A 22,691-nucleotide genomic window follows, 5' to 3' on the forward strand; every position below is an offset into this window, starting at 1 on the left:
CTATCGTTAGTGAGGACGTTACCACTACTGAGGAGGCTGTCTTCATCAGTTGTTACTGCATCGTCTACTGCATCGGGTGCGGTATTATCAGTGACTCCATCAATAGTAACATTAACTGTAGCTGTATCTGTACCCCCATTGCCATCATCAATAGTGTAGGTAAAGCTATCAGAGTCTGTCTCTCCATTATTAAGAGACTCAAATTGACCGTTGGGGTCGTAGTCGAAAGTGCCATCAATGTTGAGAGTCAACAATGCGCCAGAAGTTAAGGTAACTTGAGTGCCAACACCAGCAGCATTGCCATTTACTTCTGTAACGGTAAGGGTATCGCTATCGGCATCGCTATCGTTAGTGAGGACGTTACCACTACTGAGGAGGCTGTCTTCATCAGTTGTTACTGCATCGTCTACTGCATCGGGTGCGGTATTATCAGTGACTCCATCAATAGTAACATTAACTGTAGCTGTATCTGTACCCCCATTGCCATCATCAATAGTGTAGGTAAAGCTATCAGAGTCTGTCTCTCCATTATTAAGAGATTCAAACTGACCGTTGGGGTCGTAGTCGAAAGTGCCATCAATGTTGAGAGTCAACAATGCGCCAGAAGTTAAGGTAACTTGAGTGCCAACACCAGCAGCATTACCGTTTACTTCCGTAACAGTAAGGGTATCGCTATCGGCATCGCTATCGTTAGTGAGGACGTTACCACTACTGAGGACGCTGTCTTCATCAGTTGTTACTGCATCGTCTACTGCATCAGGTGCGGTATTATCAGTGACTCCATCAATAGTAACATTAACTGTAGCTGTATCTGTACCCCCATTGCCATCATCAATGGTGTAGGTAAAGCTATCAGAGTCTGTCTCTCCATTATTAAGAGATTCAAACTGACCGTTGGGGTCGTAGTCGAAAGTGCCATCAATGTTGAGAGTCAACAATGCGCCAGAAGTTAAGGTAACTTGAGTGCCAACACCAGCAGCATTACCGTTTACTTCCGTAACAGTAAGGGTATCGCTATCGGCATCGCTATCGTTAGTGAGGACGTTACCACTGAGGAGGCTATCTTCATCAGTAGTGGCACTGTCGTCAACAGCAACAGGGGGATTGTTGGTAGGGGGAGGGGTAGTGTTCTCAAAGTATTTGATGGTGCCGTATCCTTCCCCAATAAAGGCATCCAAATCCCCGTCGCCGTCAATGTCAGCAAAGGTGGGGCTACTATAGTCCCCTACATCCACACCGTCGAAGGGATTCGCTGTGCCAGTTACTTCAGTGAAGTTGCCGGAACCATCATTCTCAAAGTAGTTGATGGTGCCGTATGTTTCCCCAATAAAGGCATCCAAATCCCCGTCGCCGTCAATGTCAGCAAAGGTGGGGGCACTGAAGTTCCCTAAATCCACACCGTCCAAGGGGTTGTCAATGCCAGTTACTTCAGTGAAGTTGCCAGAACCATCATTCTCAAAGTAGTTAATGTTGCCGTCAATTTCCCCAATAAAGGCATCCAAATCCCCGTCGCCGTCAATGTCAGCAAAGGTGGGGCTACTGTAGTCCCCTACATCCACACCGTCCAAGGGGTTGTCAATGCCAGTTACTTCAGTGAAGTTGCCGGAACCATCATTCTCAAAGTATTTGATGATGCCGTCTGCTTGCCCAATGAAGGCATCCAAATCCCCGTCGTCGTCAATGTCAGCAAAGGTGGGGCTGCTTTCGATCCCATTTACACCGTCCAAGGGGTTGTCAATGCCAGTTACTTCAGTGAAGTTGCCAGAACCATCATTCTCAAAGTATTTGATGATGCCGTCAATTTCCCCAATAAAGGCATCCAAATCCCCGTCGCCGTCAATGTCAGCAAAGGTGGGGGCACTGAAGAACCCTACATCCACACCATCGAAGGGATTCGCTGTGCCAGTTTGTTCTACAAAAGTAGCCATAATTAAATCTTTATTTTATTAGTTAACAAAAAGTTTTGGTAGATATTACTACCTAAAACTGTGGTAATTGTCATCTGGTAAGGATTTAAAGTGCTTCTCAAACCTTTTGGTGGTTTACTTACCAGTTCTCGCCATGCCAAGGGATTTTTCCATCGGCTGAACAAGTCGCACAATCAGCTAAATTTTCAATCGCTTCCCAGATTGGCGCGACTCGCTGATGAAAGTGGTGTAAGGTGCCAGACGGCGGCGCAGGAACTTTACCATTTGCTGGTTTTCCATTGCCACCCCCCAGGTACAGTTAGGCACCGGACTGGCAATTTGCTGTTTGAGTGCTTCTGCAATCAGGGCAACTCCCCGTCCTAACTTTTGGAATCGCTGTGCCACAAACATTGTGGAATAGCGAATTGTGTCTGGTGCGACACGATGGGTGACCATCCAACCTACTACTTCGTCTCCATAGCGCAACCCCAAGCTGTTCAAGGGTTCCAACCGGGAATTGTCTTCAAAGGGACTCAGGGAGGTTGGATAGTCTAGTGTCTGTTGAATTTGCTGTTTTTCAGCATCGGTTAATTCACTCCAAGGAAAAATCGTGAAAGAATCGGGCAGTATGTGTTTATACAACCAGGGAGCTTGGGCTATTTTCTCCATTGACATTTTCGCCAGCCAGAAAGTCTCTTTGGGGGGCTGCCAATTCCTTTTTCTTAGCAAGGGTTCGAGGGCAGATGTAGTTAATTCAGTGGCTTGGTATTTGACTATGACTTGGGGGCATTTCTGGGCAGCGAGGGCTGTTTCCAGGTGTTTCACCAAGGTAGTGCCAATTCCCTGATGGCGGTATTCTGGTAAAACAAATAGAGACAGTACCTCTGCTTGGGAAATATTTTCTTGGGTTGGTGTAATTTCGGCGATCGCTAATCCCACCATTTCCCCTGCAACAGAGGCAGAAATTCCCATCAGTATTCCTTTTTGTTGAAAAGTTTGCCAGTGTTTCTTGATGCTAGGAAAAGTTAAAGCATCGTATTGTAAGGTATTAGCTGGATTCAGGTTTCCCACCAATTGGTATTTAACCCTTGGTTGGGCAGTTTCACCTTTTGAATCTTGATTTTTCCCTTCTGTATTCTGCCTCTCATCTCCCATTCCCCCACTCCTTTCGTAAGGGGGAGATTGCCTTGCACCTTCTGACTTTTGACTTTCACTCAACTCCCCTTGGAAACTAGAGAAACCAGGACAAGTAACTAAACGAGCAATTTCATCACTCTTGAAACCCAACGCCATTGGGCGTCGCACTCCAGGCAAAACCTGTACATCATAGAGTTCGGTGACAACCCCTTCTAACTCCAGCCAGTGGGCAATACTCCCAGTAGTCAAATCAATCACCATCAAGCCACAACGGGGGTTAGTATCCTTTGCAGCCAACCTTTCATCGAGGGCCAAACCAGAAAAAGAGCGATCGCGTGGTTTAGATAGCCCCACAACAGCATAGTTACGCCAAAAAGCCAAACCCCGCATATACCCAGGACAAAAAGCAACAGGCTGAAATTTTTCTGTTGGTAAGTCCAGATAACCAAATTCCCCTGTACCAGAATTGAGCAACCACAGCTTTCCTTGGTAAAAGCGAGGAGAGTGAGGCATTGAGAACTCTGAAGCGACAATCTCATTAGCCTCAATATCCATAACCACGCCCCCATCTTGCCGTCTTTCTCGCCAGCCTCCGGTCACATCGGAACGACTCACAGCGGTAACATAACGGGGCTTTCCCTCCACCATGGCCAAACCGTTGAGGTGGCAGCGGTCTTCTGGTGTCAGCTTAGAGATAAAGGGTGGTTGCCAAATTGGTTCAAAACTATACTGGTGACTGAGGGTAGCCAGACAGCTAAATAAAGTATTGACAAAAATGACTTTATCCCCACTCCCTGCTTGCGGGGGGGGGTTAACATTAATAGGATTACTTGTCAAGGTCTGCTGGGGAGATTTTCCCATCACCAGGTCATGAATATCCAAATCTCCAGTAGTGTAGGAAATACGGGGCACATATAGCTGGTCATATCCTTTATATAATTGACCAGGGTTAAGGACATTATCAAACTGCCAGAATTGATACCGGGTACTGAGGTAGAGGTGGTTAGGAGTAGCCCATAATCCCATAGCTCTGTCAAATAGTCGCTCGAAACCGGAAAGTTGTCCATTGGGTTTGAGACCAATTAGGAATAGGCGATTAGTTTGATAGGTGGTGAATGCCAAACTTACTTTCTGCTCTTGTAACCAAGAGAGAAAATGACGAGAGCAAGTAAATTCTAGAGGTTTAGGGGTAGATATTGGAGTTTGACTCACCGTATTGTCCAGTCTTAAATCTTTTCTTCACAATACTGGAAAAATACTGACTTTATATGAAGTTTTGATGAAGATATGAGTAATTTCTATGAAGACTTTGTGAAGCCAAATGTAGGGGCGAATGGCCATTCGCCCCTACTGACTACTTGTTAAACGAAAACTGAGCAAAACTTAACTTATTAATTTTATTCCAATTAAAAACTTGCTCTCGAAATTTTTTCCACTGTTGATAAACTTCCTTAAAACTGCTTCATAAAACCGATATAAAACGTCATAATATGACATTTTACTGTTTACTTCCTGCTTCTACTGAGGCCGTCGGCGGTTACTCATCCACAGGCATTGACGGTCAAGCCAACCGCATTTTAACAGTCTATACTTAATATTTAAGTCTTTGTCAATAGACATAGTTAACATTTGGTTCTCCAACCCTCACTGGGCTTTTCCTAGTAGCGAGTGGGATTTTTGGAGAGGTCTAATAGATAGAGAGCCAGAAATGTTTAAGCAGCGATTAGTGCAGAAGATACAAATTTCACTTTGGGTTATTAAACAAAAACTGAGCAAAACTTAATTCATTAACTTTATTCCAATTAAAAACTTGCTCTCGAAATTTTTTCCACTGTTGATAAACTTCCTTAAAACTGCCATCTTTACTAGCATTTTCCTCATAAATCTCAAAAGCAGTTTTCTGAGCAGCTTCCATAATTTCTGGGGCAAAAGCCCTCAATTGAACACCTTTTTCAATCAATCTTGGCAACGCTTCACCATTCAAAACATCATATTGAGCCAACATATTCAAATTAGTTTCATAAGCAGCAGTCTGAAAAATTTCCTGATATTCCTTTGGTAACTTGTTCCAAGCATCTAAATTAACCAATACATCTAAAGTTGGACCAGGTTCCCACCAGCCAGGATAATAATAGTATTTTGCTGCTTTATATAAACCCAACTTTTCATCATCATCAGGTCCGCTTAATTCAGCCGCATCAATAGCTCCTCTTTCTAAAGCTAAATAAACTTCCCCACCAGGTAACACCTGCACATTTACCCCCAATTTAGTCATCACATCACCTCCCAAACCAGGAATACGCATCTTTAAACCATTGAGGTCAGCCAAACTATTGATCTCCCTCCTAAACCAACCACCCATTTGCGCTCCAGTATTACCAGCAGGAAAGTTGATGATATTAAACTGAGCATAAACATTTTGTATAGCTTCTAGACCCCCACCATGGTATAACCACGCATTCTGTTGTTGGGCAGTAAAACCAAACGGAACAGAAGTAGCAAACACCAGAGCAGGATTTTTGCCTTTGTAGTAATAACTAGGAGTATGACCACACTGTACAGTTCCCTGTTGCACAGCATCCAAAACTTCTAATCCTCCCACTATTTCACCCGCTTGATAAGGAGTAATAGTAAATCTACCATTGGTCAAAGCTGCTACGCGATCGCAAATCCTCTGCGCTCCACCAAACAAAGTATCGAGAGATTTCGGCCAACTGGTTGTCATTTTCCATTTTATCTGTTGTGGTTGAGTTTGACTCAATGCAGGTAAAGCAACTGCACTTGTAGCAGCAACAGTAGCATAACTAATTAGATTTCGACGTTTCATTATTTATTTATGTGTTATTTATTGATAGCAACTACCAAAGGGGTTAATATCAAGCGTGAAAAAAGAATTTTACAAAACTCTATTTATAGGGAACACTTAACTGCGAATAGGCAACAGGTAATAGGCAAAAGAGATTTGTAGCAAACATTTATCAAACTGGTATAAGACATTCTCGCTCCTCGCTCCAAAGCCAGATAAACTTCTCCACCAGGTAACACCTGAACATTTACTGCTTCATAAAACCGACATAAAACGTCACAAGCGCGACATTTTAATGTTTACTTCCTGCTTCCACCGGAACTGTCGGCAGCACTCCGTCCACAGGCATCAACGGTCAAGCCGACCGCATCTCTTAAATTAATACTTGCGTTTAAATCCCGGTCTATAGATATCCCACAATCAGGGCAGTCATAAGTCCGATTATTTAACGGCATATCTTGAACATGACCACAGTAGGAGCAAGTTTGTGAAGATGGAAAAAACCTATCAACTACTACTAATTTAGAACCGTACCATCGTGTTTTATATTCAAGCTGTCTCCGAAACTCATAAAAGCCTTGGTCTGCAATTGACTTTGCTAGCTTGTGGTTCGCTAACATACCGCTAACATTCAAATCTTCTATGGCAACAACGCTGTGGTTTTTAGCTAGATATGTTGTCAATTTATGAAGTGCATCTCTGCGGATGTTAGCTACTCGTCTGTGCTGTCTAGCTAGCTTGATTACAGCTTTGTGCCAATTATTTGAATGTTTGACTTTCCTGCTCAGTTGGCGTTGCAATTTTGCTAGTTTATCTTGAGCTGTACGGTAAGGTTTAATGCTTGGGAAAACTTGACCAGTACTTAGCGTTGCTAGGGTTTTCACACCTAAATCAACACCTACAACATCAATAGTTTTTGGTGTGGGAGTTGCACGCTTATCATAGCTCAAACTTAAGTACCAATCACCCGCTTGTCTACTAATAGTTATTTTTTGAGTAGTTGCTTCAATTGGTTCATAAGTTTTGACCATACCAATAAAAGGTATTTTATGATTCCATCCATTTAATTCTATGGGTTTTCCACAATTATCAATTGTGAATGAATCAGATTTACCTTTCTTCTTAAACCGTGGACGTTTACCCAATCCTTGGAAGAACCTCTTAAATGCTTCACCTAAGCTTATAAAAGCATATTGATAAACTTTAGATGACAAGTTTTTCATCCAGGGGTAGAGGGGTTTGGTGTGATTAGTAAAAACCTCTCTAAGCTTACGGGTGTTTGGTTTATAACCATCTGTGTAAGCTGCATTCCACAAACTTAAACCCCAGTTATAACACCAGCGTGAATAGCCTGCGTGTTGAGCCATCAGAGTTTTCTGTTTATTATTTAGTTTCAGCTTTGTTCTAATGGATTTCATATATAGGTGAGTGCAACCTGTCTAAAAGTATGCTTTTTAATGTATTAAATCGTTATTCTCTGATTAAGTCAATGCTCCTCTCAAATTTAGTCAATGGTGGGAGTTCTAAATTCTAAATTCTAAATTCTGACTTCACTTTAGGGAGTTATTGAACGAAAACTGAGAAAAACTCAACTCATTAACTTTATTCCAATTAAAAACTTGTTCTCGAAATTTTTTCCACTGTTGATAAACTTCTTTAAAACTTCCATCTTTACTAGCATTTTCCTCATAAATTTCAAAAGCAGCTTTCTGAGCAGCTTCCATAATTTCTGGGGTAAAAGCCCTTAATTGGACACCTTTTTTAATCAATCTTGGCAACGCTTCACTATTCAAAACATCATATTGAGCCAACATATTCAAATTAACTTCATAAGCAGCAGCCTGAAAAATTTCCTGATATTCTTTTGGTAACTGATTCCAAGCATCCAAATTAACTAATACATCTAAAGTCACACCAGGTTCCCACCAGCCAGGATAATAATAATATTTTGCAGCCTTATATAAACCCAATTTCTCATCATCATAAGGCCCAGTAAATTCAGCAGCATCAATAGCTCCTCTATCTAAAGCTAAATAAACTTCCCCACCAGGTAACACCTGCACATTTACCCCCAATTTAGTCATCACATCACCTCCCAAACCAGGAATGCGCATTTTTAAACCATTGAGGTCAGCCAAAGTATTAATTTCCTGCCTAAACCAACCACCCATTTGTGCCCCTATGCCACCTGCAGGAAAATTAATAATGTTAAAATCAGCATAAACTTTTTGCATGGCTTCTAGACCCCCACCATGATATAGCCAGGCATTCTGTTGTTGGCCAGTCAAACCAAATGGAACAGTAGTTGCAAATACAAGGGTAGGATTTTTGCCTTTATAGTAAAAGCTACTGGTATGACCACATTGTATAGTGCCTTGTTGTACAGCATCTAAAACTTCCAATCCTCCGACTATTTCACCAGCTTGATAGGGAGTAATAGTAAATCTACCATTAGTCAAAGCTGCTACGCGATCGCAAATCCTCTGCGCTCCACCAAACAAAGTATCGAGAGATTTCGGCCAACTGGTTGTCATTTTCCATTTTATCTGTTGGGGTTCGGTTTGACTCAATGCAGGTAAAGCAACTGCACTTGTAGCAGCAACAGTAGCATAACTAATTATATTTCGACGTTTCATTATTTATTTATTTATGTGTTATTTATTGATAGCAACCACCAAAGCAGTTAATACTAAGCGTGAAAAAAGAATTTTACAAAACTCTAGTGCTGCTGCGCGGAAGTTAAAAGCGAGTGCTAATTGGCGAGGTTTCCTACGGGGCGCCTACTGTGCGGAAATAGTTCCGCACACAGCCCCTTCAGAATGTAAGACGCATATCTGACAGTCAATCATTTTTGATTTGTAATTGTTTTAGGATTTTGTAACTGGTCAGTTATTGGCGCCATCCTGCACTAGTGTATAGGGAAAACTTAATTGGGAATAGGCCACAGGCAACAAGCAACAGAGATTGGTAGCAAACATTGATCAAACTGGTATCAGACATTCTCGCTCCTCTCAAATTTAGTTACAGCAATAATTTAACTTCTAATATCATGTCCGGATAATCAATGATCAAAAAACTTTCTTCCTTCTAGCGTTTTCTTCCCTTCAGGCTTCTGTCTTCCTTCCTCCAAAGTATCACTATTCAACCAGACATGATATAACTTCTGACTTCTGACTTCAGCTTGGGGAGTTATTGAAGGCAAACTGAGCAAAACTTAACTCATTAACTTTATTCCAATTAAAAATCTGCTCTCGAAATTTTTTCCACTGTTGATAAATTTCCTTAAAACTGCCATCTTTACTAGCATTTTCCTCATAAATTTCAAAAGCTGCTTTCTGAGCCGCTGCCATGATTTCTGGACTAAAAGCTCTTAGTTGGATACCTTTTTCAATCAATCTTGCTAAAGCCTCTCTATTCAAAGCATCATATTGAGCCAACATATTCAAATTAGTTTCATAAGCAGCAGTCTGAAAAATTTCCTGATATTCTTTTGGCAACTTGTTCCAAGCATCTAAATTAACCAATAGATCTTCTGTCGTACCGGGTTCCCACCAACCAGGATGATAATAATATTTTGCTGCTTTATATAAACCCAACTTCTCATCATCATAAGGTCCTGACCATTCAGCAGCATCAATAACACCTCTTTCCAAAGCTAAATAAACTTCTCCACCAGGTAACACCTGAACATTGACTCCCAACTTGCTCATCACATCCCCTCCCAAACCAGGAATACGCATCTTTAAACCATTGAGGTCAGCCAAAGTATTAATTTCCTCTCTAAACCAACCACCCATTTGTGTCCCTGTGTTACCTGCAGGGAAGTTAATCACGTTAAAATCAGCATAAACTTTTTGTATAGCTTCTAGACCTCCTCCATGATATAGCCAGGCATTCTGTTGTTGAGGAGTAAAACCAAATGGAACAGAAGTTGCAAATACTAGGGCAGGATTTTTGCCTTTATAGTAATAACTAGAAGTATGACCACATTGTACGGTGCCTTGTTGTACAGCATCTAAAACTTCCAACCCTCCAACTATTTCACCAGCTTGATAAGGAGTAATAGTAAATCTACCATTGGTCAAAGCTGCTACGCGATCGCAAATCCTCTGCGCTCCACCAAACAAAGTATCGAGAGATTTCGGCCAACTGGTTGTCATTTTCCATTTTATTTGTTGGGGTTCGGTTTGACTCAATGCAGGTAAAGCAACTGCACTTGTAGCAGCAACAGTAGCATAACTAATTAGGTTTCGACGTTTCATTATTTATTAGACATCTCCGAAAAAGATATAGACTTTTTGCACATAGTAGGCAATAGGGAACAGGCAATAGGGAACAGGGAACAGGGAACAGATTTTCACCTAAAAGGTACGAAAAATGATTTTGTAAGTGACTTTGACAACTCTAGTTGATCTTAAATAAAGAGCAAGTTTATTTTCGGGAAATATCTACTTATAGCAACTACCAGAGCGGTTAGATATTCTAGCACCGATACTATTTTGCTAACAATTGTTAACAATGCACAGCAAGATTAACTTACTGAGGGGGGATCTCCCAATGTGGTAGAAAATTTCTCTACCACGCTTTTTATCAAGATTCCACGCGGGACCTTTAAGTCGCGATCAAGGCGAAAACCAACCGATACCAGTCACAACTTTTTTGCCACCTAAATTGTTGAGGATTTCACCAGTCCAGCTAACGGTTTTGCGCTTTGTAGGCTTCACTTACATCTACAACGAATTTGTTGTATTCAACAGCTTTATGCTTTAAGAAAAGTTCAAACCTATAGTGTGCCCAGTTCAACATTTGTCTAACTGATTTACTTGTGAGCTTTCTGCTAGTATGAATTGTCATCTGAGAAACTTCATGCATTTGGAAGCAGAATTACGTCAAAGTTTTGAACCAAAAATAAAGCTGCAATGCGTGTGCAACTCATCTATCAGGTTTCTAATTTTTGACCTCTTAAATTTAGTCCGTGCTGCGAATTTTACTTCTAAATTCAGAATTGAGAATTCTGAATTTACTTTAGGGAGTTATTGAAGGCAAACTGAGCAAAACTTAATTCATTAATAGCATTCCATTGATAAATCTGTTCTCGGAACTTTTTCCACTGTTCGTAGACTTCTTTAAAGGTTGCATCCTGATTAGCTTTCTCTTCATAAAACTCAAAAGCTGCTGTTTGTGCTGCTTGTAAAATTTCTTGACTGTAAGGACGTAACTCAGTACCTTTTGCAATTAATTCTGCTAGAGCTGCCCCATTTAAAGCATCATATTTAGCTAACATATCTATATTCGCTTGATATGCAGCCGTCTTCAAAGCTTCTTGATATTCTTTTGGCAATTTATTCCATTCATTCAGATTAACTTGCACCTCAAAAGTCGGACCAGGTTCCCACCAACCAGGATAATAATAGTATTTCGCAGCATTATTTAAACCTAATTTCTGGTCATCATAAGGACCTACCCATTCCGCAGCATCAAGAGCGCCTCGCTCCAAAGCTAGATAAATTTCACCACCAGGCAATACTTGAGCATTTACACCTAATTTTTTCATTACTTCCCCACCAAAACCAGGGATACGCATACTTAAACCATTTAGATCGTTAACTGTGTTAATCTCTCGTTTAAACCATCCTCCCATCTGCGTCCCACTATTACCAGCAGGGAAACTAATAATATTAAAGTCGGAGTAAAGTTTGTGCATTATATCTAACCCTCCACCATGATAGTACCAAGCATTCTGTTGTTGGGCAGTTAAACCAAAGGGGACAGAAGTGCCAAAAGCAAGGGCTGAATTTTTACCAACATAATAATAACTAGCAGTATGGCCACATTGTACGGTACCTTGTTGGACAGCATCCAGAACTTCTAAACCTCCGACTATTTCACCAGCTTGATAAGGAGTAATGGTAAATTTGCCATTGGTCATTGCTGCGACGCGATCGCAGACTGTTTGTGCCCCACCAAAAATTGTATCTAGGGAGCGAGGCCAACTTGTGGTCATTCTCCATTTGATAGAGGGTAAGCTATCATCGGTAGAGGTAGTTTCAGTGGTGGTTTGACTACAAGCTGCCAAAGTTGCGACACTTGTAGCAGTTGCAATGTGGTTGATAAGTTTTCTTCGTTTCATTGTTTTATATTATTGGTGTTTTAAGCTTTTCTACTTAGTATAAGGTTTCAAGGTTTAATATCCTTATCAAAGGTAGTAGAAACAAAAATTGAAATCTTACTCAAGTATATAGTCAAATAGGCAAAAAGCCCCAAAGTATAAAGTATAGGGCTATATTCACTGCTATCTCAAAAATCTTATTTATCAAAATAATTGGGTCGCGCAACCCTCCCTTGATTGGCAAAATGTTTTTGGAGGGTTACTCTAATCCCTGTTACCAAAAAAACTTCTGTACGTCGCCAATCCGACGGCTCCCCTATCTGACTTCTGACTCCTGAGTTCGTTAAATTTCACCAAAGGCGATAAACGTGAAGCCACAATCATCAGGTCTGTCAGGTGATGAAGTCACGGCAACGAAGTGATATGGCATAACTTCAACAATGGCAACTGACATATTAAATGTCTTCCACTCAGGTCCTTGAATGGTACAAACTGGCGCTGGTTCTTTGGTGAAAGGACGCTCGAACTCTATTAAATAGGTTCCTTGCCAAATTCTGCGGGAACGGAACCCTTCACCAAACATAATTTTACCGTCTGGATGAACAGCACCATAGATGTGTTGGATTTCTTTTCCCACTGAATCTTTGATAATTGTCATTATTGACTCCTGCTAGATTTATAGTAACTTAAAAAATAGTTTAGATTAATTTGTTTTGCGATATGATACCAAATCTGGTTACGATAAAGATACTGTCTTAAATTATTTTCTAATCCTTCTGCCTTACTTTATCAGGTAAAGCTTCGATCTAAATTGGATTAACGGTTACAGATGTCCCCCAAGCCTGAAAAGCCCTCAAACTAAAAGTCTGGGGCTAAATTTTAATATTATAGAGCTTTAAATACAACAATTATTCACTGTTATCTTAAAAAGCTCGCCATAATTTTTCAAATTTTTCATTCCCTCATGGTAAAATGTCTGCACCCATTAATGTATCGTCGATCGGGAGGAGGGAATATCAAAGTTTTAGATATTGCCAAAAGCAATAAAGGTGAAACCACAATCTTCAGGTCTGTCAGGTGAAGAAGTAGTGCATACAAAGTGCCATGGAGCAACCTCAACGACAGCGACTGACAGATTAAATGTCTGCCATTCATTTCCATAAATGGTACAAATTGTTGCTGGGACGTCTGCAAAAGACTGGTCAAATTCTATTAGATAGAGTCCGAAGCGAAGTTTGTGGCATTTGAAGCCTTCACCAGAGAGGATCTTACCGTCGGGAGAAATAACACCATAGACGTGTTGGGTTGCTTTTCCCGCTGAATCTTTAAAAATTGCCATTACTGACTCCTGTTAGATTTTACAGTACCGTTTGAAATCAACTGTAGAAAATTCAAACAGCTTATTCCTTGTTGCTGACGATATCAGCAATGGTTAAACGGCTTAATACACTATTGTCGGACTTTTCTAAGATTTGAGTCAACAGTTATCAACCTATAGAATAGAGTAGGTTTAATATGCTGTTAACATTTTTGGCGAGGGTTAAAACTCTTATTTAGCGTCACCAAAAGCAATAAATGTAAAAGCACAATCCATAGGTTGGTGAGGTGATGAAGTAATGCAGATGAAGTATTCTGGAGTAATTTGAACGGTGGCGACTGACATATTAAATGTCATCCACTCATTTCCAGAAATAGTACAAACTGGTGCTGGTAGCTTGGCAAAAGGATTCTCGAATTTTACGATATAGGTTCCTTCCTTAATTTTCTGGCTCTTAAAACCTTCACCGAACCAGCAATCACCGTTTGGTTGGACACCACCGTAGATGTGTTGGTGTTCGTGCTCATGGTCATCTTTAAAGATTGCCATAACTTGCTCCTGTGTCAGTTAATTTACATTCTTAAAATTATCATCAGCAGAGTAAAAACACTTGAGCATTGTGATTAAAGTTTACAATCAGAGAATTATTCCCATTAATGCTATAATCAGACTCTAAATTTAATAATTTGTATTTAAAATTACATCTTTTTATTTTTTTAAGAATTGATTTTATATGACTTACTTACCGAAAAATTGTGGGTATGCGCCTCCCCTTTTACAGCGGTTTTCATTTGGGTAGACCACAGTAGGGACGTTCCATGGAACGTCCCTACAAGGTTTGATGTGTGAAGATGTGGTTCATCAATTTGAAAAGCGCTGTAAGGGGATAATAAGCGGTCGTTTGCGCAGCATGACCTAGGATGGGATGGCGAGGTCTCGGAGCCATATCCAATCGACTCCTGTGAAGAAAAATTTTCATCTCTTTGTCAATCCTCTCCTTGAAAAGAAGAGGTAATTATTCATTATTCATTATTCATTATTAATTGTTGAAAGGAACCTATAAACTCAATTTTTTCCTAAATATCTATCGTTAAAACCACAATTTATCCTAGTAGCAACTGAGTTGATTTGGGTAATCATGTAAAATAAATAGACATCTGGTAAAAATCCAAAATAAAATCAATTATTATCCATAAATTATCAATTAATCCCCTCCTGGGAGGGGTTAGGGGTGGGTTCCCTTTTCCCTGTTAAGAGTTCCCTCTTTTGGAGGAGATGTCTAATTTATTCTATTTAAAGATGTCACAAATAGTTTCCAACTTTAAATGTGAAATAATTTCCTGAAATTACTGTATAGTCAAAGTTTTGTAGCTCTATAAAATCCTACTTTTGACTTTTGAGTTTTGAGTTTTGACTTCCGTGAAACGGTATAGTAATTCACACTAGACTTTTGATTTGGTCAAGACTGTTGTAAAATCATGAGATTAGTCAATTGAATTTTACAAAATCTCATTGATAATGGAACAAAATCATAAATCAACAGTAATCATCACAGGTGCATCGTCAGGGGTGGGTTTACACGCAGCGAAAGCTCTGGCTAAAACAGGTCAATGGTATGTAGTGATGGCTTGTCGAGACCTCTCAAAAGCAGAAAAAGTTGCCCAAGAAGTAGGAATGGCAAAAGATAGCTATACTGTGATGCACTTAGACTTGGCAAGTTTAGATGGTGTAAAACGATTTGTCAATACTTTCAGAGAAAGCGGTAGGTCTCTAGAAGCTTTGGTCTGCAACGCTGCGGTATATCTGCCTCTATTAAAAGAACCGATGCGTAGTCCAGATGGGTATGAATTGAGTGTGGCGACAAATCATCTGGGACATTTTCTCCTATGTAACATTATGTTAGAGGATTTGAAACAGTCTCCTGCTGCGGATAAAAGATTGGTAATTTTGGGGACTGTGACAGCTAATCCAAAAGAGTTGGGAGGAAAGATTCCAATTCCAGCACCTCCAGATTTGGGAAATCTTCAGGGTTTTGAAGCAGGTTTCAAAGCTCCTATTTCTATGATTAATGGTAAAAAGTTTAAGTCTGGTAAGGCTTATAAAGATAGTAAACTCTGTAATGTTTTGACAATGCGGGAGTTACATCGGCGTTATCACGAATCAACAGGGATTGTATTTAGTTCTCTGTATCCTGGATGTGTGGCAGAGACGCCTCTATTCCGAAATCATTATCCTTTATTTCAGAAAATTTTCCCGCTATTCCAGAAAAATATTACTGGGGGATATGTTTCTCAAGATTTGGCAGGAGAAAGGGTTGCTGCTGTAGTGAAAGATCCTGAGTATAAGGAGTCTGGAATGTATTGGAGTTGGGGAAATCGACAGAAGAAAGATCGTCAGTCTTTTGTACAAGAGGTTTCTGATGAAGCGAGTGATGATGATAAAGCAATTAAGCTTTGGGAATTAAGTTCAAAGTTGGTAGGGTTGAGTTAGTTTTTTTATTGAGATAGTGAAAATTCCCGCGCTTTCTTAATAAGGGAGCGTAGGGATTTTTGTTAATTATAAATTAGCTAAATCTATAAGCGACTAAGGTTTTTACGAGTTTCGAGAACAGTCAAGTTGACATATGTCGTATGTTTTGACAAGTAAATTTATCAGTATTTCGCCTACCTTATATTCAGGCCAAAACAGGTATTTCATCAATTTTAACTTATCGTTAAAATTGATGAAATACTATTGATAAATATAGATTACAGAGCAATCAAAAAATCCACTTTGCCTTTGTTTCATTATAGAGAAAGCTCAAATAATTTTTCTCTTTCTCTTGCCAACCATTGACTTTTCTGCTAAATTCAAGATTACTTTATCTAAGTATTCTATAATTTCCATATATAACTTAAAACCCTAACGTTATAGTTATGACTGTCTCATTAGTTAGTACTACACAAGCAGCTTTTCTACTAAATATTTCAACAGGTAGATTGCGGTTTTTGCTGAATAAAGGTCGTGTTATCGGCGCTCGAAAAGTTAAAAGATTTTGGCAAATTCCTCTCAACCATCGCGGAATGCCAGAGATTACACCAGGTCGTCGTGGCCCTGAAGGTAGTTGGAATAAACTTCAACGCAAAGCCAAGACTATTGTTCATGTTCTGCGAAAGACTATTGACTATAACCGAGACAATGGAACTTCTCATCCAGTGGTTGCGGTGAAAGTCGGAGATAAAAAGGCTTATTGCCATGCCTTGAAAATTAACGGACCTTGCCAAATTGTTTATGAACCCCATAACCCGAACAAAAGTCAAGCTGGAGGAGCTCGTCTGTGGATTGAAGTAGAGCCAGAACATATAGTAGAGCGAAAATATTTTGTTAATGGAGATTATGGTCCGCCACCGGAAGTAGTTCAGCAGCGTGCAAAAACTAAGAAATCAAAAAGTAAGAAGAAAAATTCTAAAAAGAAAGGAAAGAATAGAAGCAGTTAACTGGATAGTTAACTTGGAAAAGAGAATTTAATTAGCAGTGCCTGGGTTCTGTTCTATTTTTTGCTGTCTAGAAATCGCTAATTATACAGACTATTAACTCAGAAAATTGAACATCTATTTAGCGATCGCTCTCTAACTCTCTTTACTTCCAGCAAGTATTTGGGGTCATTTTTTGTCTCTAGGCTTGACTTCACAAGGCTTTCAAATTTTCAATCATTTCAGATAAACGAAGAATGACATATAGATTCGGAAATTATATTAGTGTTTAGCAAATATTTTAAAGTCATAAATCAACCTCTTTCCCTGGTGACTTATCCCGTAAGTTATCAAAAGTATGATCGTCAAAAGTAATTCCTTTTTGTTCTATTTTTGCCCGAAATTTTTGATAGGCTGACCAAAAATCATTAACCTCTTTAATTTCTATTAAAATTTCTTGGTTATCCGGCAAATTTACTTCCTCTAATAATTCGATAGTTTTTCCTTTTTTAATTCCTTTTACTAGCATAAAATTAACTCCTGAAATATATGTTAATTTCTCTAATAACTCATTTACCAAGAGGGTATTACCATAGTGTTTCACGGAAGTTAAAAGCGAGTGCGTAATTTTGAGGAAACCTCAGAATGTAAGACGCACTCAAGACAGTCAAAAGTAAGATTTTATAGGCTCAAAACTTTAACTATACAGTAATTACAGGAAATAATTTCACATTTTATAAATATAATAATTAACTTCTTTTATTTTCATAAATTTTCAATCCAACGAACATCCGCTTACCTGACCAAAAACTTTCTCCTTATACTCCTATTTCTTCTTCTTTCTTCTCTCCTGACTTCTGACTCCTGACTCCTGACTCCTCAGTAATTAAGATTAGTATCATACCCTAATTCACCAACGCCAATTATATAAGTAATATCTAAAGCACTCTTAATTAGAGGTTCAGAGGGAAAAACTTTAATATCCACAGACTTTAAAGTATCTAAACTTAATTGAGCTTGAGTAATATTCATTTCTCCACGACGAACCCGCTTCCACAGAATATTACCAATTTCTGGAAAGAAAAAATCAGGCACTAATAGCAAGTTATCTTGATTGTCTAATAATGACAAAGCAACCTCAGTATGAATTTCTGGAATAACCCATTTAATTGCTACATTTGCATCAACAACAAACTTACTCACTTAGGCGATCCTCTCGTAATAATTCAGCACTATTAGTAAAAGTCTGACCTTTATATTGTTGTAATAAACGTTCAAATTTTAATTTTGAATCTAGATAGTTTTGTTTGATAATGGGTTGATACACAACCATAGCTTCAATTTCTTGATTAGTAATTGGTAAACGAAGAGATAATATTCCATCTTCGCCAATATGTGTTTTTATCTTGATACTTTCCATAATTTCTCAATTATCTTTCAAATCTAACTAAATTTCATTTTAAACGAATCAATATTTATGATGGTTCCTTGATTTCTTCTCCCCAAGGTGAAATAATGTATGATTCATATTTGCATTTTTCAATGAATTCATCGATATTTTCCTCTACATATTCCTCTAATCCATCAAAATCTTTCTCTAAGATTGGTACTTTACACTTACTGCTGAAGAATAAGAATCGTATTTCAGAACTTTCTTCTAATTCCTTAAATTTTTCTTTTATATAGCGTTTTAACATTTTTTTAGTAGTACTAGGTGTTAATAATTTGAAGCTTATAAAATCTTCTCCGCTTGAGATAATATCAATCCAATTCTCCCAACCTTCCCAATTACCATTTTTGGGTGTTGCCATTAAACGGATACCCCTATTAATTAAGATTCTAGTCAGGTAAATTGGTTCTCGCTTGTTAGTGTCTTTAGCTTTGTCAATTTTTCTGTAGCTTTCTCTTATGTAGTTTAATGTCTCAATTAAAGTATCAGATGTAATTCTGTTTAAAATATGAAATGTTCCATTATTGAAGTAATAATTAGGAAATATTCTACCATCTGAAAACACTGCCGATAGAGAATTGTATGTAGATTTAGCACTTTCTAAGAAATTTTCTCTATCTTTGTCAAGGTTTTGTGGTGAATAGTTCAAAGATAACTGATAGATACACAAATATCCTAAAATTATTGTAATGGGTATAAATATTTTAATATCAATAAAAGATTTTATTAAGTTCCTTTCTTCTGTATTTGTAATATTTTTAAAGTTTATTTTTCCTTGATATTCATCGTATATTTCCGTATCTCCACCCATAGTACAACAGAAAATATTTACATAAAGTAGAGATTCTTTTAGTTGTTTATGATATCTAAAAACTAAATCAATGTCATTCTCATTGAAAATACCTATTTTGTTAAAAGCAACATCATAGCTTTTCTCCTCAATTAAATTTGATTTATAAATTTCAATATATTCTCTACCCTCTGTTACTATGCTATCTTCTGTTCTTAACTTGGGCAAATCAATCTGATAAAAAATTCGTTCTAACACATTTATCTGAAACTTTATCGCATTAATAAATAATATGGCAAATTCCCTTTTTTCTTTTCTATCAGTAACAGATCTAATCAAAGTGTTACCTATAAATATACTTGCTGTCGTTACTAAAACAGTTACTAATGGAAAATCAAATATATTCTTAGTTTTTTCAAAAAAGCTATTTATATCATTAAAATTAAAATTAAAATTTACTGATATGATTTCAAAAATAAACATTAACAATATACAAGAGATACTGGCAATTCTTATACCTAACGAATTTTTCTTAAACACAAAATACACTAAAACTATTAATCCCAAAAAAAAGCCAGTCAGTGCAGGGAAAATATCTTGCAGTTGATCGATCATAATCTTATCTATAATTAAAAATTTTAGTTTCTCTAGAAATCAGACCGTATTACGTTAAACCAAATTCCATCATATAAAATCATTATCAAAAATTCCCATAAAAAAAAGGTGGGGAAAAACCACCCTAAAATTAACAACAATTATAGCAGTTGCTATTATTACTAGAATATTTTCAAACTTAGTCATCATCAAAATTTAACTTCTGACTTTTGACTTCTAAATTATGACTTCAACTAAGCACCAACAGATTCTTTTGCCGCATACATAACTTCCAAAGAAATCTGCTCAAAACCACGTTCTCTGGCAAACTTTTCTGTATTTCGCTTCACCTTACCCCGAACAAAACCAGGCACCTTATTCAATTCTGCCTTTGCTTCTTTCGTCCAATTCAAATCAGAATCAGCAGAAATACTCTTAGTAATAACCTCCTTAGTATCATGCCCACCAAATATTTCTAATAGGTGGTCTTCCATTCCCAAAGTAAAGGAGTTGTAAACCAAATCGGCAATTTGATTAGTTCCCTCATAACCCATAAACGGTTTATAACCAATCGGAAAATTCTGAATATGAATCGGTGCCGCAATTACACCACAAGGAATATTCAACCTTTTACCAACATGACGCTCCATTTGTGTACCAAAAATCGCCGCAGGTTCTACACGAGCGATCGCATCCCCAATCTCTCCATTATCCTCAGTAATTAAAACTTCATCGCAATATTCGCTCACCTGTTCCCGGAACCAGTCAGCATCATATTTACAATAAGTACCTGCCCAAACTACATGAATACCCATTTCCCGCGCCAAAATTTTTGTCAGAGCAGCAGCATGAGTATTATCCCCAAATACCACTACTTTTTTACCAGTTAAATTTTGACAGTCAATAGAACGAGAAAACCAAGCTGCTTGAGAAACGTGTAAAGTTTGATTATCAATAAATTCCTCATAGTCAACATTGGCACCTTGAGCATTAACTACCTGCTGAATTTTCCGAATACAACGAGCAGTTTCCACTACACCCATAGGAGTAATGTCAATATAAGGAGTTCCAAACTCAGACTCTAAATATTTGGCTGCCATTATCCCCAGTTCGCGATAGGGTGTGAGGTTAAACCAAGCGCGAGGTAGATTTTTTAAATTGTGAACCGAAGCACTTTCGGGAATTACTTCATTAACTTCGATACCTAAATCTGCCATTAAGCGTTTTAACTCGGTGCAGTCATGTTGGTTGTGGAAACCCAGGGTAGAAACGCCAATAATATTAACAGAAGGTTTTTCAGTTTTTCCTTCTGGAAGTTCCCCTTTCTTTTTCGCCTTCTCAATATAATATTTAACGATTTGCTGCAAAGTGCTGTCCGCTGCTTGGAGTTCGTTAACGCGGTAATGGTTAACATCTGCCAGCATTACATCACCTTTGGCATCTATTTGAGCGCGTTCGACAAAATTTTCTAGGTCTTCTTGCAAAATGCTGGAAGTACAGGTAGGAGTAAGAACAATTAAATCAGGAGCTTCTTCATTGTCTTTACGGATGATATTATCTACCACTTTTTCTTGAGAACCCCGCGCCAATACATTACGGTCAACTACACTGGTGGTGACTGGTGTATAATTACGTTCTCTTTCTAACATAGAGCGCATAACATTGAAATAGTCGTCACCGAGGGGAGCGTGCATAATAGCATGAACGTTTTTGAAAGAGCTGGCAACGCGCAATGTGCCAATGTGAGCAGGACCTGCATACATCCAGTAGGCTAATTTCATCTAATTTTCTCCGTTTTATTGTTAACTGTTATAGACTTGTTAGTTTGATTGTCTCAGATTTTGATGTCTTTATTCATTGAATGAGAATTTTTGAACAATATTTGCTCTAGTTAATCCCATGCACTAGAAACTTAGTTTGTCAGTAAAGTAATAAAATTTTGTTTTATTTAAGTATTCTTAATTTTTCGGTTAATTTCTGTTAATTAGGGAAAGAAAAGATTGACAATTGCTTGATATGGGTATATGGAAAAGAGCGATCGCTTATTTATAGTCTGCGATCGCTCTCTACAAAAATATCAATATTTTTCGGTAAATTTTTTATGAATCAGGACTTACGCAAGGACACTATATGTGGCGGATAGCAAATTGGGCGATCGTATAAAATTAACTAGCGCTCGCCTCACTATACTGGCTACACAACTTATCCATAAAAACAGTTATTTTCTGATAAATTACTCACTAAAAACTCATTGATAATGATTAAATTTGTACTATAATTTATCAAATATAATTGTTATTTCTCCCAGGGAGTGTTGATGAATTTTAATTATCGAGACTACTGTCAATATTTACCGAAAAATTGTGGGTATGCGCCTCCCCTTTTAAGGGGATAATAAGCGGTCGATCTTCAAAGCGAACCGTAGGGTGGGATGGCGATCTTCGGAGCGGGTCTGCAAGAACGGGTCTCCTCGCCATATCCAATCGACTCCTGTGAAGAAAAATTTTCATGAATTTGTCAATCCTCTTCAATTCATAGAGAGGTAATTATTCATTATTCATTATTCATTATTCATTGTTGAACGAATCATTAAGGTTTAAAGCCTCTTGTTGGCTGCACCGCGAGCTGTCGCTCTACAAGGAGAAACAGAGGTCGATCTTCAAAGCGAACCGTAGGGTGGGATGGCTCCGAAACCTGCGCCATATCCAATTGACCAACAGAAGAAAATTTTTTCATGATTAGTCAATCCTCTCCTTGAAAAGAAGAGGTAATTAGGGTTTGCTGAAAAAGTCTTATGGGTTAGGGTAGGAGACAGGAGACAGGAGACAGGAGAAAAGAGAATGAGCGAGGAGGTAGGAGTAACAATTGTAAGAATGATTTTTCTGCCCAACTATGCGCCTAAAATACTAACTTTTTGAGGGTGAAGAGCTGAAACAGGCGTACTTTTTTCGACTCCAAAAAGGCTAAAACCTTTATCTGTAAATACCTTTAGATTTAATCAGCAAACCCTAATTATTAATTATTAATTATTAATTGTTGAATCAGTACTCATACAAATTACACAATAACTAATAAGTGCCCATCACTTATTTGGCATTATCTCAAGAAGTTGGCAAATACTTCTCTTG

18 protein-coding genes are annotated in these 22,691 nt (G+C 38.3%); 2 read left to right on the plus strand and 16 right to left on the minus strand.

Annotation, left to right across the window (positions count from 1 at the left end; translation table 11 throughout):
- From F6K23_RS13905 to F6K23_RS13955, 11 genes are all read right to left on the minus strand, one after another.
- Nucleotides 1-1,928: Ig-like domain-containing protein (locus F6K23_RS13905; RefSeq protein WP_293156186.1), on the minus strand; the 1,928-nt coding region annotated here is incomplete at its 3' end.
- 2 nt (nucleotides 1,929-1,930) lie between these two features.
- The gene (locus F6K23_RS13910; protein WP_293156189.1) at nucleotides 1,931-2,068 is read right to left on the minus strand and encodes a hypothetical protein; all 138 of its coding nucleotides are present in this window, start codon (nucleotides 2,066-2,068) and stop codon (nucleotides 1,931-1,933) included.
- 37 nt (nucleotides 2,069-2,105) lie between these two features.
- The gene (locus F6K23_RS13915) at nucleotides 2,106-4,256 is read right to left on the minus strand and encodes a TIGR03032 family protein (RefSeq protein WP_293156192.1); all 2,151 of its coding nucleotides are present in this window, start codon (nucleotides 4,254-4,256) and stop codon (nucleotides 2,106-2,108) included.
- 532 nt (nucleotides 4,257-4,788) lie between these two features.
- Nucleotides 4,789-5,871 carry a TRAP transporter substrate-binding protein gene (locus F6K23_RS13920; protein WP_293156195.1) on the minus strand — a complete coding sequence of 361 codons (1,083 nt, stop codon included), beginning with the start codon at nucleotides 5,869-5,871 and terminating at the stop codon, nucleotides 4,789-4,791.
- A gap of 278 nt (nucleotides 5,872-6,149) precedes the next feature.
- On the minus strand, nucleotides 6,150-7,268 hold the full coding sequence (locus F6K23_RS13925) for an RNA-guided endonuclease TnpB family protein (protein ID WP_293156197.1): 1,119 nt from the start codon (nucleotides 7,266-7,268) through the stop codon (nucleotides 6,150-6,152).
- A gap of 132 nt (nucleotides 7,269-7,400) precedes the next feature.
- Nucleotides 7,401-8,486, minus strand: coding sequence for a TRAP transporter substrate-binding protein (locus F6K23_RS13930; protein WP_293156200.1), 1,086 nt, complete (start codon nucleotides 8,484-8,486; stop codon nucleotides 7,401-7,403).
- 540 nt (nucleotides 8,487-9,026) lie between these two features.
- On the minus strand, nucleotides 9,027-10,112 hold the full coding sequence (locus F6K23_RS13935) for a TRAP transporter substrate-binding protein (RefSeq protein WP_293156203.1): 1,086 nt from the start codon (nucleotides 10,110-10,112) through the stop codon (nucleotides 9,027-9,029).
- A 758-nt stretch (nucleotides 10,113-10,870) separates the two neighbouring features.
- Nucleotides 10,871-11,980, minus strand: coding sequence for a TRAP transporter substrate-binding protein (locus tag F6K23_RS13940; RefSeq protein WP_293156206.1), 1,110 nt, complete (start codon nucleotides 11,978-11,980; stop codon nucleotides 10,871-10,873).
- A 322-nt stretch (nucleotides 11,981-12,302) separates the two neighbouring features.
- On the minus strand, nucleotides 12,303-12,617 hold the full coding sequence (locus tag F6K23_RS13945; protein WP_293156209.1) for a hypothetical protein: 315 nt from the start codon (nucleotides 12,615-12,617) through the stop codon (nucleotides 12,303-12,305).
- Between the two features lie 366 nt (nucleotides 12,618-12,983).
- On the minus strand, nucleotides 12,984-13,298 hold the full coding sequence (locus F6K23_RS13950) for a hypothetical protein (protein ID WP_293156212.1): 315 nt from the start codon (nucleotides 13,296-13,298) through the stop codon (nucleotides 12,984-12,986).
- Nucleotides 13,299-13,508: 210 nt separating this feature from the next.
- Nucleotides 13,509-13,826, minus strand: a complete 318-nt coding sequence (locus F6K23_RS13955; RefSeq protein ID WP_293156215.1) for a hypothetical protein — start codon at nucleotides 13,824-13,826, stop codon at nucleotides 13,509-13,511.
- 969 nt (nucleotides 13,827-14,795) lie between these two features.
- Between F6K23_RS13955 and F6K23_RS13960 the strand changes: the two genes are divergently transcribed.
- Complete coding sequence (locus F6K23_RS13960; protein WP_293156218.1) at nucleotides 14,796-15,767, plus strand: protochlorophyllide reductase; 972 nt, start codon at nucleotides 14,796-14,798, stop codon at nucleotides 15,765-15,767.
- Between the two features lie 425 nt (nucleotides 15,768-16,192).
- The gene (locus F6K23_RS13965; protein ID WP_293156221.1) at nucleotides 16,193-16,753 is read left to right on the plus strand and encodes a DNA-binding protein; all 561 of its coding nucleotides are present in this window, start codon (nucleotides 16,193-16,195) and stop codon (nucleotides 16,751-16,753) included.
- Between the two features lie 283 nt (nucleotides 16,754-17,036).
- Here F6K23_RS13965 and F6K23_RS13970 read toward each other — a convergent pair whose 3' ends face one another.
- The 5 genes from F6K23_RS13970 to bchB form a co-directional block, all read right to left on the minus strand.
- Nucleotides 17,037-17,258: a hypothetical protein gene (locus F6K23_RS13970; protein ID WP_293156224.1), complete on the minus strand. Its 222-nt coding sequence runs from the start codon at nucleotides 17,256-17,258 to the stop codon at nucleotides 17,037-17,039.
- 350 nt (nucleotides 17,259-17,608) lie between these two features.
- Nucleotides 17,609-17,932: a type II toxin-antitoxin system VapC family toxin gene (locus tag F6K23_RS13975; RefSeq protein ID WP_293156228.1), complete on the minus strand. Its 324-nt coding sequence runs from the start codon at nucleotides 17,930-17,932 to the stop codon at nucleotides 17,609-17,611.
- A complete protein-coding gene (locus F6K23_RS13980) occupies nucleotides 17,925-18,149 on the minus strand; it encodes a hypothetical protein (protein ID WP_293156231.1) in 225 nt (74 codons plus the stop codon). Before F6K23_RS13980 ends, F6K23_RS13975 begins: the two co-directional genes overlap by 8 nt.
- A 55-nt stretch (nucleotides 18,150-18,204) precedes the next feature.
- A complete protein-coding gene (locus tag F6K23_RS13985; protein ID WP_293156233.1) occupies nucleotides 18,205-19,584 on the minus strand; it encodes a hypothetical protein in 1,380 nt (459 codons plus the stop codon).
- A gap of 233 nt (nucleotides 19,585-19,817) precedes the next feature.
- Nucleotides 19,818-21,344 carry a ferredoxin:protochlorophyllide reductase (ATP-dependent) subunit B gene (gene bchB, locus F6K23_RS13990; RefSeq protein ID WP_293121344.1) on the minus strand — a complete coding sequence of 509 codons (1,527 nt, stop codon included), beginning with the start codon at nucleotides 21,342-21,344 and terminating at the stop codon, nucleotides 19,818-19,820.
- Nucleotides 21,345-22,691 lie beyond the last annotated feature (1,347 nt).

The sequence above is a fragment of the Okeania sp. SIO2C9 genome, assembly GCF_010672455.1.
In the GTDB taxonomy this organism is placed as follows: domain Bacteria; phylum Cyanobacteriota; class Cyanobacteriia; order Cyanobacteriales; family Microcoleaceae; genus Okeania.